Origin of the sequence: Janthinobacterium kumbetense (assembly GCF_023703445.1) — a bacterium.
GTDB classification, from domain to species: Bacteria; Pseudomonadota; Gammaproteobacteria; order Burkholderiales; family Burkholderiaceae_D; genus Janthinobacterium; species Janthinobacterium kumbetense.
Window position 1 is genome coordinate 14,371 of the sequence record NZ_JAMQGR010000019.1, and the last position, 12,977, is coordinate 27,347.

Here is a 12,977-nt window from a genome sequence, read left to right on the forward strand (position 1 = left end):
TTGTCGGGTGATGGTTGGCGAAATCGGTGGAGTGGCGCGCTCAAGCCGGCGCATGCAGTTCATAGCGGACATCGGCGCGGTCGCACGCCTCGCCGCCGGTGATCAGGAAACTGTCCCAGCCCAGCCGCCCGCCGCTGCGCGGCACTGCCAGCGCCGTGCCCTGCACGTCGGCGGCGCGCAGCACCAGCTGCACTTCGTATTCCAGGCACAGGCCGGTGAACATGGCGAGCATTTTCTCGAGCGCGAGAGCGGCCGCGCCGCCGGGCAGGAAAGCGTCGAAGTGGCGGCGGGCCAGGGGGCCGATGGTCAGACGCAGGCGCAAGTCGCGCTGCCAGACGCGCGCACCGACCATGGCGGTGGCGCCCAGCACGGCGTTGCTGCCGCCCAGCGTACTTTGCTGCTCGCGCGGCACGTCGTACCAGCAGCCGACAAACTGGCTGACGGCGACGCGCTGCCCGAAATACTCGGACAGCACCTGGCCAATCATCACGGCCGACGGCGGCCGGTGGCGCATGGCGGCGGCAAAGTAGCCCACCGATTCGTCGAGCACGCCCGTGCCGTCCTCCGCCAGGCGCTGGCGCAGCGAGGCGTTGCCCAGCCCTGCCAGCGACAGCAGCAGCGGCAGGAACTGGTCCTTGCCGTCGAGCTGATACTTGAGCTCCAGCCGGTACTTGCGCCAGGCTTCATAGAACAGGGCCAGGGCGCGGTTCGAGAACGTGTCGAGGAAGGCGCGCGGCCCCTCGTCCTTTTCATACAGCTGGTGCGTGGCGATGCGTTCCGTATAGTGCAGCGGCAGCGCGCCAGCGACGCCGAGAAAACCCATGAAGGCCGGCGTGACGCGCACGTATTTCAGCTGGGCGCTGCGCAGCGCCGCGCCCAGGGCGTTGACGTCCGTGGCCAATTCGCGCGGTTCGGGCGCCAGCGCTTCGATCTGGCTGGGGGCGAAGTCGAGCGAGACGGAATTCTGGAAGCGCAGGAAACTGGCCACCGCATCGTCGTGCGGCAAGCCATTGCGCCTGAGCCAAAGCTCCAGCATGCGTACCGCCTGGAAGTACTGGAAGCGGCAAGGCTGGGCAAACAGGCGCTCGATTACACTAGGCTCGAATCGCCGCTGCGTGGTTTGCATCGCCACAGCTCCTCTCCTGATTTTTTTGCCAGCACCACCAGCTGCGTGAAGCTGTTCGCATGCACATACAAGCCCAGGAAGCACTCGATCACATGCGCAAAGGCGTGGATGCCGCTGCCGACGAAGGCCTCTTCATCTATCGTCAGCCGCACTTCGACGCCGCGCACCAGGCAAGCGAAGGGATTGCCTGGCAGCCAGGCATTGGCGGCCTGGTGGGCGATGGCCGTGATGCCGCGGATTTGCCGCTGCGACGTGGCCGAGCGCGGCAAGTCGTACAGGGCCAGCATTTCCTGGAACGCTTCCAGGCCGCTGCCGGCCAGCGACAGGTGATTCAGCGACAGATGCGAAATCAAACGCCAGTGGGCGCCCCTGCCCCGTTCGAAACGGTGCGACTCGCTGGGTTTGCGCAGCAGGCTGATGCTGCGCACGCTGGAGCCACCTTCGAGAAACAGGTCGCCGCCGTGCAAGCCGTAGGTCAGCTGCGCCGGCAAGTCGCGGTTGGTGCAGCTCAGCTCCAGGCTGAGCGTGTCCGTTTCCACCGCGGCCGGATCGAAATCGATGTCGACGATCGAGATCTGCATTTCGTAGCCGGGACTCTTGCTGGCGATAATCTCGTCGCGCCGCATGACCCAGTAGTGGCCATCCCTGGCCGGGGTCTCGCCATGGCGCAGCGAATAGAATGGGCGGAATTCCACCACGGATTCGCCCTGCGGCGTCTGCCGCACCAGCTTGACCGAGTCGATGGCCTGCACCTCGAACGCATACGCGCGGCGCGCATCGGCCAGCACGGGGTAGCTGGCGGCCGTGTGCGTGAGGCGGATGGGCTCACCGCGCTGGCGGAACAGGTTGACTACCGGCGTGCAGCCCAGCAGCAGGTTGTGCGTGTTCATCGTCCCCAGCAGGCGCGCCGTGTTCGAATCGGTGCGCAAGCCGCTCAGCGCCAGGTGCAAGGTGATACGGCGGCTGCCGGACGGCAGCGCGGCGCACAGCGCGCCCAGGTCGATGTCGAAGAAATTGAATTTTTCGGGAAAGCAGAAATACTCGGTCAGCAGCCGGTAGGCCGGATGCGAGCGGGCGGAAAACGGGATCAGTGCATCGTCCTCGGCAAAGCCGGCGCTGCGCACGGGAATGCCGTCGAGCGCGACCCAGCTGCCGCTGCCGTCCGCCTCGGCATAGGCCTTCACGGTGCGCATGAACAGGGCGTCGCGCAGCGCCGCGCAAAACGAGGGCTGGCCATCGATGAACACGCGCAGCGACGCCAGTCCCAGCTGGCCCAGCGACAGCTGCGCGGCGCTCGACTCGATGGTGATGCGCACGCCCGAGGTGGCATTCGCCGGCAGCAGCACCTGTTCCGGCGCCTCGATGATGGCGGAAAAAGCCGCATGCGTGAGCGCCAGCGGCGCCACCGTCACGGGATAGGCGGTACGGAAGGTGCAGGCGACGCCTTTCACGGGGCGCGTCGTCAGCTCCGTGCCGCGGGCGATTTCCGCAGGCGCCGTCAGCTGCGCCGCTGCGGCGCCGTAATCCATGCGCGCGATCGAGCACGAGGGGAATGGCCGCAGGTAATGCGGATACAGCACTTCGAACAGCGCTTCGGTAAATTCGGGATAATCGTCGTCGATGCGCTTCGAGATGCGCGAATTGAGCAGCGCGAACGACTGGATCATGCGCTCGATGTGCGGGTCTTCGCACACCTCGCCGCCCATCAGCAGGCGGCCGGCGATCTTCGGGTAGCGCTCGGAAAACTCGCGCGAATAGCGGCGCAGGAAACCCAGTTCGCGCTCGTAATAGGGCAGCAATTCATCCAAGGTCAGGCTCCCGTGGACGCGGCGCGGCGCCCCTTGCTGATCGTGTAATGCAGGCTGGAAGGCTGCAGGATGGCGTCGAAGCTGACCGGTTCGTGCGCCGCATGCACCACCAGCAGCGCGCTGATGGCGAAATTGAGGCGGTTGATGGAGCCTTCCTCGATTTCCAGCGATGCGCGCACCTGGCGCAAGCGCGGCTCGTGGCGGGCGATGGCCTTTTCCAGGCACTGGCAGATATAGGCGCGGTCGTCCGTGCTCGACAGGCTAAGCCCGGCGAAATCGTTCAAGCCGTACGTGATGATCGACTTGCCGCACTCGGGAAAGGGTTTGAGCAGCGCCTCGGGCAGCACGGCGCGCGTGTTGAGCAGCGCTTCGAGGTCGCGCGCCACGGTGTCTTTCAAATCCTCGAGCGAAAGGCGCGAGACGGTGCCGCTGGAGGCGCCGTGCACGGGCGTATCCATCAGGCGGTCGAACAGGCCCGGCGTAAAACCTTTCATGGGCTTCCCGTTTCATGGGTGGCGTGGACGCCGCTGCCGGCGGCCAGGAAAGCCAGCGGCGGCAGCGCGCCGCTGGCGTACGCGGTCAGATGCGGTCAGGCTGTCTTGTTCGCCGACAGGTCCCAGCCGCCGGAGGTGTTGCCGCCCGAACCGCCACCCACTTTTTGCTGCGTATACTTCCACTTGACCTTCGAATACTTGAGTGCCAGGTCTTCGCCGAGAATGTCGCCCGCGGCCACCGATGGCGCCACGCTGCTGATCATCACATTCTCCAGTTCGATCTCGAAGTACTTGATGCGCTCGCCCTGGCCATCGGCGCGCAGGAACTCGAGCTTGGCTTTCGGGATGGTCTTGCCAGAGGAGCAAGTCTGCAGCAGCAGGGGGCTGGCGAGATCGGCCATCTTGGCGATGACGATATCCTTGTGCTCGGTACGTTCGGCGGTATGGCCACCGCCCGTCGAGGCGGTCGCCGATTTGGGTTGCAACACCTGCCACTGGACCGACTTGCATTCGATCCAATCTTTGTGGCTGTTATCCGTGGATTCGCCTTTGATGCCATCAATTTGCAAGTATACGTCGATTGCCATGTTATTCCTTTCAAGGGTGTGAAGAAAAATACATTACGATTTGGTCGACTGCGGAAGCTCCGCGACCAAACGGAGTGAAACGGACAATTCGTCGAGCTGGAAATGCGGACGCAGGAAGGACACGGCGCGGTACACGCCTGGCCGGCCCGGCACTTCCGCCACCTGCACCGAGGCTTCGCGCAGCGGAAACTGGGCCTTCTGTTCCTGGCTGGCGTTATCGTCGAGCAACACGTACTGCGTCAGCCAGCGGTTGAGGAAATCTTCCACGTTGGAAGCGGCGGCAAAGCTGCCGATCTTGTCGCGCATCATGGCCTTCATGTAGTGGGCGATGCGCGACACGGCAAAGATGTATTGCAGCTGCGCCGACAGCACGGCGTTCGCGTTGGCGGCGTCCGTATTGTATTTTTTCGCCTTCTGCGCCGACTGGGCGCCGAAAAACGCGGCATAGTCCGTGTTCTTGCAGTGCACGAGGGAGATGAAGCCCAGGTCGCTCAATTCCTTTTCGCGTCGGTCCGTGATGGCGATCTCGGTCGGGCATTTCAGCGCCACCTCGCCCTCGTCCGTCTTGAAGGTATGCGTCGGCAAGTCTTCCACCAGGCCGCCCCCCTCCACGCCGCGGATCGCCGCGCACCAGCCGTAATCCTCGAAGGCGGCCGTCAGCTTGGTGCCGAACGCGTAGGCGGCGTTGCACCACAGGTATTTCTGGTGGTCGGTGCCGTCGACGTCCTCGACGAAATTGAAGCCGTCGACCGTGGCGCCATCGAGCGGATTGAACGGCAGCCGGCCCAGGAAGCGGGGCAAGGTCAGGCCCACGTAGCGCGAATCTTCCGATTCGCGCAAGGATTTCCACTTCGCGTACTCGACCGTGTCGAAGACCTTGGCCAGGTCGCGCGGCTTGCCCAGATCGCTGTAGCTTTCCAGGCCAAACAGTTCCGGCGAGGCGGACGAGATGAACGGCGCGTGCGCGGCGGCGGCCACGTGCGACATCTGCTCGATGAAATACATGTCTTCCGGCTGGCGGCTGAATTCGAAGTCGCCCAGCAAGGTGCCGAACGGCGCGCCGCCAAAGGTGCCGAATTCCTCTTCGTAGACCTTCTTGAACATGGTCGACTGGTCGAACTCCAGCGCGCTCTGGAAATCCTTGACCAGTTCGCGCTTGGTCGCGTTCATCATCTTGATTTTCAGATTCGTGCCGGTAGCCGTGTTCTTCACCAGGTAGTGCAGGCCCGTCCAGCTGCTTTCCAGCTTCTGGAATTCGGGCGCGTGCATGATGGCGCTGAGCTGCGCGGAAATAAGCTGGTCCAGTTCGGCCACGCGGGCATCGATGGTGGCGGCCAGGTTGTTCGATACCACCACCGTGCCATCCATGACCTGGCTGACCAGTTCGGAAATCAGATCCTTGGCGCGGGCGTGTTCGACGCTGGACTTGGCCACCTTGCTCTGCTCGACGATCTGGTCGAGCAAGTCGATTTCGGCGGCGCCGGCAGCGCTCAATGCGGGGGTCAGTTGTGCGGACATATCAATCTTTCCTGACGTGGGAATGTTGTTCCAGCTGGGCCAGTTTTTCCGTGCTGTTGAGCACGTCATTCAGGATGTCTTCCAGTTTGTCGTTGCCGGCCAGCTTGTTGCGCAGGTCGGCCAGCTTGGTGCGCGCCTCAAGCAGCTTGCGCAGCGGCTCGACCTGCTCGACCACCGCTTCCGGGCGGAAATCGGCGATCGCGCGAAATTTCAGCTCGACGCCGAACTGGCCGCCAGCGGCGCCCAGTTCATTCGGCACGCGGAAGGTGGCGCGCGGCTCGATGCCCTTCATCACTTCATCGAAATTGTCGCGGTCGATATCGACGAACTTGCGGTCCTTCAGGCGCTTCTGCTCGAGTTCGGAATTGCCGCCGAAATCGCCCACCACGCCCACCACGAAGGGCAGCTCCTTGTTTTCGATGGCGTCGCCGATCTCGACGTCATAGGTCATCTGCACGCGTGGCGGGCGTACCTTTTGCAAGCGCTTCTGCACACTATCTTTTTTCGACATGACATCCCCTTCCCAAATATTGGCGGCATCGGCGATGCGCCTGTTGAACTGCGGCGTACCTGTGCCTGGCTGGCTACTTCAGGGCATTGAATGGATTGGCGCTGCCCTCATCGGCAGTGCGCTTGCTTGGCTGCTTGCGCGACGCGCGCACGGGCGGCTTGTCCGGCGGCGGCACCAGCACGGTTTCACCCAGGCTCTCGCGCAGCAGCTTGGCCAGGTCCTGCGATTCCGCGCGCAGCGGACCGGACAGGTTGTTCTGGCGGCTCAGGTCGGCCAGCGCCCGCGTCGACAGGCGCAGTCCGCTGATGGCGATCACGCTGTTGGCCAGCTTGTCGGCAGGATCGCGCACCAGCACTTCCTGGGCATTGAGGATGGCTTCACCATACTGGCCCGCATCGTAGCGGCTTTGCGCCATGCGCACCCAGGGCTGCTTGTCGGCGGGCGCCGCGGCGGCCGCCTCCTGCCACAGCGCCAGCGCCGCCGCCTTGTTGCCCGTGTCCACCGCCTGCGTGGCCTTGGCCATCAGCTCTTCCAGCGTCGGCGCCACGACGGGCGGCGGCTTGGCCACCGGCGCCGTACTGCAGGCGCTGAGGGTAAAAGCACAGGCGATAACTGCAAGCGTGCGTAGCGAAACCAGGCGTGTCATGTTGAGCTTTCCTTCAAAAAAGAAGACGGTTTTGGCGATTGAAAAGTTGCTTTTTATAGTTGCTAATTATTTATTTTTCGGAGCGTAGCATGATTTCAAAATTCACTGCGTTCGATAGAAAATACGCGAAAACTCACACTACTTACGCTAAAAACGTACCGTACGCACCATTCTTCAAGATAATGTTAAGGTTCTTGCAGTTGCGAAAAAAGCACCAAGTTGCGCGATGCGAAGCATGATTTTCAGTCGCTGCCGCGCGCCTCACTGTGTCTGGCATAGAGGGCAATTCATGAGCATGGCAAACAAATTGTTATGGGGCGAAGGGCTGTTCCTGCGGCCCCAGCATTTCCAGCAGCAAGACCAGTACCACGAACAGCGCCTGCACGAGAGCGTCAAGGCGCTGCACCCGTACGCGTGGGGCGTGAACCAGTTGCAGATCGACCGCGATGCGCTGGCGAACAACAGCTTGCGCCTGCTGGAACTGTCGCTGGTCTTCCAGGACGGCGAAATCTACAACGCCGCCGGAAGCGATGACCTGCCCGACGCGCTCGACCTGGGCAACTTGCCGTCGTCGCTGCAATCTGTGACCTTCCACGCCGCCTTGCCGGCTTTCAAGCCATTCGGCGGCAACTTCGCCGCCAGCGGCCAGCCCAACAACGCGGCGCGCTACGCCCAGGCCAATCTCAGCACGCCGGACCTGTACACCCAGGCCGCGCAGGCCGAACTGACCTACCTGAAAAAAACCCTGCGCCTGGTCGCCGATGCCGAACCGCGCGATTCCTACGTCAGCTTCCCCTTGCTGCGCCTGCGGCGCCTGTCGACGGGCGGCTTCGAGCAGGATCCCGCCTTCGTGCCCCCCAGCCTGTCCATCCGCAGCGCGCCCCTGCTGTTCCTGCAGCTGCGCCGCCTGATCGACGCGCTGCAGGCCAAGGTCAACGCGCTGTATGGCCATCACCGCGAGCCGAGCAAGAGTGTGATCGAATTTCGATCCGGCGACATGTCCTCGTTCTGGCTGCTGCATACGGCCAGCGCGGCCTACGCCTCGCTCAGCCATTACTTCCATCATCCGGCGCTGCATCCGGAGCGCCTGTACGAACAGCTGCTGGCCCTGGCCGGCGGCTTGATGACCTTTTCACGCAGCCATGCGCTGGCCGACCTGCCGCCGTACCGGCATGCCGATCCCGGACCCTCGTTCGCCCAGCTGCACGCCATGATCCGCGAATTGCTCGACACCGTGATCTCGTCGAAATACTTCGCCATCGCGCTGACGGAAACCAAGCCGTCCTACCATCACGGCAAGCTGGACTCGGAAAAGATCGATGCCAAGACGGCGTTCTACCTGGGCGTGTCCGCCGACATGGCCGGCGTGGAACTGGTCGACGTGGTGCCGCTGCGCTTCAAGGTGGGCGCGCCGGACGACGTGGAAAAATTCGTCCTGTCCGCCCTGCCCGGGGTGCGCCTGCAGCATGCCCCGCAGGTGCCGGCCGCCGTGCCGGTACGTCCCGACATGTTTTACTTCACCATCGAGGCCAAGGGCCAGATGTACGAACGCATGCTGCAGGCGCAGTCGCTGCTGGTGTATGTCCCTTCCGGCATGCGTGAACTGAAACTCGAACTTGTCGCCGTCACTTCCTGAGGTCCAACGATGCACTCCAGCGCTCCCCCTTCCCTGATGTCCGGCAGCCAGGCCGCCTATGCCGCCAGCATGGCTGCCGGTCCCGGCACCGAACACACCTTGATGGACTTGATGTACGACGGTTTTTACGCCCTGTTCATGCTGAAGAACGGCAGCGGACCGCAAGACAATGCCGATTTCATCAGCAAGATGACGCACTTCCTCGATGAGTTCAGCCGCGGCGCGAAAAAACAGGGTGCGTCGGCGGACGACATCGACGCCGCCAAATATGCGTTCTGCGCGGCCGTCGATGAAATCATCCTGCGTTCGCCCTACAGCATCCGCGACGAATGGGCGCGGCGGCCGTTGCAGCTGGTGCTGTTCGGCGACCAGCTGGCCGGCGAAAACTTCTTCATCCGTCTCGAAGCGCTGCGCGCGCGCGGCAGCGCGCACCTGCAGGCGCTCGAGGTCTTCCACATGTGCCTGCTGCTGGGTTTCCAGGGCCGCTACATCCTCGAAGGCCCGGAAAAACTCAATTACCTGACGGCGCGCCTGGGCGACGAAATCGCCCAGATGAAGGGCAAGAAAACCGGCTTCGCCCCGCATGCGGAGCGGCCCGACCAGATCATCCACAAACTGCGCAACAACGTGCCGCCATGGGTACTGTGCTCGGTGTTCGCCCTGATCTGCGCACTGGGCTACCTGGGACTGCGCACCATGCTGGCCAAACAGACGCAAGCGCAGATCAATGCCTACAACGACATCGTCAAGCTGGCGCCGCGCGTGGCTAACCTGAGCATTACCCTGCCGTGATGGGCGACGCACAACAAACCCCCGCGGCAACGGGCCAGTTCGGCACGGGCCTGAGCCAGCATGCACGGCTCATCAGCCTGGCCACGGCCCAGCAGTCCGGGCAGCCGGAATCGCTAATGGCGGAACAGTTCGAGGGCCGCGAGGCCGTCAATGAACTGTTCCGCTTCGAGGTCGACGCCCTGAGCACCGCGGCCAGCCTGGACCTGGCCTCCTTCATCGGCGAGGAAATGACGCTGTGCCTGCTGCAGCCCGACGGCAGCCAGCGCGCCTGGCACGGCATCTGCACCGATTGCGCCTGGCTGGGCGCCGACGGCGGCGTGGCGCGCTACCGGCTGCGCCTCGAGCCGGCCCTGGCCCTGCTGCAGCTGCGCCGCGACAGTTACATTTTCCAGGACAAGAATGCGCGCGACATCGTCACCGAGCTGCTGGCCGACTACCCGCAGCTGCGCTTCGCATTCGATGTCAGCCAGGCGCTGGCCACGCGCGCCATCTGCACCCAGTACCGCGAAAGCGACTTCGATTTCTTCGCGCGCCTGCTCGCTGCCGAAGGCCTGAGCTGGCGCTTCGAGCACGACCTGCCCGGCGGCGCGCAGGACAGCGGCGATGGCCAGGCGCAGGCCAGGCACAAACTGGTGATCTTCGACAGCAAGGCCACCGCGCCGCAGACGCCTGGCGGCGCCGACATGCGCTTTCACGGCGTGCGCGCCACCGATACCGACGACGCCATCGACCGCTTCGGCGCGCGCCGCCAGGTGCAATCGAACGCCGTCAGCATCAGCAGCTGGGACCCGGCGCAGGTGACGGCGCCCGCCGCCGAGCAGGTCTCCAGCCTGGAGGCCGGGCAATTGCCGCAGCTGGCCGTGTATGACGGCGCCGGCGAGCGCCTGCACGCCGACCGCGCAGCGGCCGGGCCGCACAGCGAGCGCATGCTGCAAGCCCTGGAACTGGACAACAAACAGTTCGACGGCGCCGGCGCCGTGCGCCGCCTGGCCGCCGGCCACGCCATGCGCCTGCTGCAGCACGAGCAGCATGCCGATGGCGCCAACGCCTTCACCGTGCTGTGGGCCGAGCACCAGGCGCGCAACAATACGGGACCGGCCGGCGCCAGCCTGGACGGCATGCTGTCGAAGCTGGCCAGGACGGCCGGCCTGGGCGGCGTGGCCGACTGGATCGCCGGCCAGATCGAGCCGGGCACCTACCGCAACCGCTTCGGCTGCGTACGCACCAGCGTGGCCATCGTGCCGCGCGCCACCGCCGCGCGTGCACCGGCCGTGGCACTGGGTCCGCAGACGGCACTGGTGGTGGGCCTGGCCGACAGCGTGGCCACCACGGGCCGCGACCACCAGGTGCGCATCCAGTTTGCCTGGCAGCGCGGCAGCGCCGCCAATCCCGGCGGCCTGGCGCACAACACCGACCTGCAGGGCAACGCGCCCGGCAACGAGGCGTCCGGCGCCTGGGTGCGCGTGGCCGAAGCGCTGGCCGGCCCGAACTGGGGCTCGCAATTCACGCCACGCCTTGGCACCGAAGTGCTGGTCGACTTCATCGAAGGCGACATGGACCGCCCGCTGGTCGTCGCCCAGCTCTACACGGGCAGCGACACGCCGCCGTATGCGGCCGGCGAGGATTCTGGCGTCAACCACGCGGGCGTCCTGTCGGGCATGCACAGCCACAATTTCGATGGCGCCAGCTACAACCAGTGGGTGCTGGACGATACCCGGGGCCAGCTGCGCACGCGGCTTGCGTCGAGCAGCGCCGCCACCGAGCTCAATCTGGGTTACCTGGTGCAGCAAGGCGCCAGTTCGGCGCAACGGGGCAGCTACCGCGGCAGCGGCTTTGAGTTGCGCACCGATGCCTGGGCCATGCTGCGCGCCGGCGAAGGCGTGCTGCTCTCGACCACGGCGCGTGCGCGCCAGGGCTCCGGCGTGGCGTCGAGCCAGCTCGACACCAAGGAGGCGCTGGCCCTGCTGCGCGGCGCCTGTGAACTGAGCAAGGCGGTGGCGACATCGGCAAGCCAGCAAAAAGCCCTCGTCAGCAAGGATGCGAACCAGGCGCAGCTGGACATGGCGAAGCAGATCGACCCGCAGCAGGATGGCAAGTACCAGGCCAGCGTCGGCGGCCAGGAAGCCAGCAAGGCGGGCAGCGGCACGCGCGCGCCCGATACGGCGCAGCCCGTGGAACGCTACGCCCAGCCGCTCGTGCTGATGGAGTCGCCCAGCAGCATCAACTGGGCCACGCCCGCGTCGACCGTGCTGTTCGCGGGCCAGCAGCTGCACTGGACCGCGCAGGCCGACCTGCACATGACGGCCGGCCAGACGGTCGCCTCGGTGGCGGCCAACGCGGCCACGCTGTTCAGCCAGGAAGGCGGCATCAAGGCCGTCGCGGGCAACGGCCCCGTCTCGCTCGAAGCGCATACCGACCAGCTGGAAATCCTCGCCGATCAAGCCGTCACGGTGATCTCCGTGAGCGACAGCATCGACATCAAGGCCAACCAGAAAATCGTCTTGCAGGCGGGACAATCCTCGATCACGCTCGAAGGCGGCGACATCACCTTCCGCTGCCCCGGCCATTTTACGGTCAAGGGCGGGCAGCATCTCTTCAATGGCGGCGCCAGCGCCGCGGCCGGCCTGCCGCCGTTGCCGGACAGCCGCTTGAAACTGTTCGACGAAGGCTTCGTGCTGAAAGACCGCGACACGGGCGAACTGATGGCGCGCCAGCCGTATCGCGTCAAGCGCGCCGACGGCAGCATCGAAACGGGCATGACGGACGCCAGGGGCCTGACCCACATCGTGGCCGCTGCCGCCGTCGAGGCGCTGGTGATCGAACTGCTCAAGTCGCCGGGCCAGTTGCCCGAGACGGAGAACGGCCCTGACCAGGCTCCTGCGCCCAGCTCGGACACGCGCGCCAAGGCGCCCGCTCCCGGCACGACGGCCAAGGCGCCGCCCAACCCCGAACCGAAATTCAAGGCAACGGGTACGTCCAGCACCAGCCCCGTCGACAACAAGCAGCGCAAGGAAGTGCTGATCAAGCGCCCCGCCTGCTGGATCGCCGACTATGAAAAGGAGATTAGCGTCTCCAGCGTGCCGCGCTACAACAACACCTTCGGCGCCACTGGCGCGCCGCATAACTATTTCGACACCGTGCGCTACAAAATCTACGTGCCCGTCAAGTCGAATACCGGCATCATCGCCGAATTGCGCGTCAAGGTGATCACGGTGCTCGAGCCGGCCGACCAGGCGCTGGAAGACCGCGAGAAGGGCACCCCGCAGGCCGCCACGCGGGCCAAGCAGCGCGCCGCCGTCATCAAGTACGTCAAGGGCATCGCCACCACGGGGCTGGAAAGCCACTGGAACAATAAATTCCAGATGAAAATCAGCGATCCGGAATGCGGCACGCGCACCCTGCCCATCATCTACCGCGTCGTTTATGTGGAGAGCAACGAGCACTACGTCATGCAGATCCACAAACGCTACGACCGCGAAAGCGTGACGGGTACCATCATCGACGTGTCCGCCTCGACCGATGGTCAGACACACGCCCATGAATTCGGTCACTGCTATGGCTTGCCGGATGAATACTCGTATGTGGAAGGAGACGACGAGACCGTCAAATACAAGAAACCGGACGGCAGCTGGGATGCGCCCGTGCCTTCGCTCTCGGACGATGAGGAACCGGAACCGGCCGCTGCCAACATCATGAACTCGGCCGGCTCCATCGTCATCCGTGACCGGCATGCCTGGCAGATCGCCATCGAAGTGCAGGACTTGCTACGGACGAAAATAGGACGGCAGATCAAATGCGATATCATCCTGAACGGCTCCTAATCGCACTGCTCGCAGTGTCCCTACAACTCCCAGGAAAC

At 64.6% G+C, this 12,977-nt stretch carries 10 protein-coding genes; 3 read left to right on the forward strand and 7 right to left on the reverse strand.

All coding sequences use genetic code 11. From position 1 onward, the window contains the following. Positions 1-40: 40 nt before the first annotated feature. From tssG to NCG91_RS26995, 7 genes are all read right to left on the reverse strand, one after another. On the reverse strand, positions 41-1,126 hold the full coding sequence (tssG, locus tag NCG91_RS26965) for a type VI secretion system baseplate subunit TssG (protein ID WP_251351916.1): 1,086 nt from the start codon (positions 1,124-1,126) through the stop codon (positions 41-43). Next, on the reverse strand, positions 1,090-2,934 hold the full coding sequence (gene tssF, locus NCG91_RS26970) for a type VI secretion system baseplate subunit TssF (protein WP_251351917.1): 1,845 nt from the start codon (positions 2,932-2,934) through the stop codon (positions 1,090-1,092). The genes tssG and tssF overlap by 37 nt, the downstream gene beginning before the upstream one ends. 2 nt (positions 2,935-2,936) lie before the next feature. Continuing rightward, positions 2,937-3,428: a type VI secretion system baseplate subunit TssE gene (gene tssE / locus NCG91_RS26975; protein WP_035817453.1), complete on the reverse strand. Its 492-nt coding sequence runs from the start codon at positions 3,426-3,428 to the stop codon at positions 2,937-2,939. Between the two features lie 95 nt (positions 3,429-3,523). Then, the gene (locus tag NCG91_RS26980) at positions 3,524-4,015 is read right to left on the reverse strand and encodes an Hcp family type VI secretion system effector (protein WP_035817450.1); all 492 of its coding nucleotides are present in this window, start codon (positions 4,013-4,015) and stop codon (positions 3,524-3,526) included. A 33-nt stretch (positions 4,016-4,048) separates the two neighbouring features. After that, the gene (tssC, locus tag NCG91_RS26985) at positions 4,049-5,533 is read right to left on the reverse strand and encodes a type VI secretion system contractile sheath large subunit (RefSeq protein ID WP_099664664.1); all 1,485 of its coding nucleotides are present in this window, start codon (positions 5,531-5,533) and stop codon (positions 4,049-4,051) included. Position 5,534: 1 nt separating this feature from the next. Beyond that, positions 5,535-6,044, reverse strand: a complete 510-nt coding sequence (gene tssB, locus NCG91_RS26990) for a type VI secretion system contractile sheath small subunit (protein ID WP_077402277.1) — start codon at positions 6,042-6,044, stop codon at positions 5,535-5,537. 73 nt (positions 6,045-6,117) lie between these two features. After that, complete coding sequence (locus NCG91_RS26995) at positions 6,118-6,690, reverse strand: hypothetical protein (protein ID WP_251351918.1); 573 nt, start codon at positions 6,688-6,690, stop codon at positions 6,118-6,120. A 289-nt stretch (positions 6,691-6,979) separates the two neighbouring features. Between NCG91_RS26995 and tssK the strand changes: the two genes are divergently transcribed. The 3 genes from tssK to NCG91_RS27010 are packed head-to-tail and all read left to right on the forward strand — an operon-like array spanning position 6,980 to position 12,939. Then, on the forward strand, positions 6,980-8,326 hold the full coding sequence (gene tssK / locus NCG91_RS27000) for a type VI secretion system baseplate subunit TssK (protein WP_099664665.1): 1,347 nt from the start codon (positions 6,980-6,982) through the stop codon (positions 8,324-8,326). A gap of 9 nt (positions 8,327-8,335) precedes the next feature. Then, positions 8,336-9,118 (forward strand): type IVB secretion system protein IcmH/DotU, encoded by a 783-nt coding sequence (gene icmH / locus NCG91_RS27005; RefSeq protein ID WP_099664666.1) that lies wholly within the window; start codon positions 8,336-8,338, stop codon positions 9,116-9,118. Beyond that, on the forward strand, positions 9,118-12,939 hold the full coding sequence (locus NCG91_RS27010) for a type VI secretion system Vgr family protein (RefSeq protein ID WP_251351919.1): 3,822 nt from the start codon (positions 9,118-9,120) through the stop codon (positions 12,937-12,939). Before icmH ends, NCG91_RS27010 begins: the two co-directional genes overlap by 1 nt. The last annotated feature ends 38 nt before the right edge of the window (positions 12,940-12,977 follow it).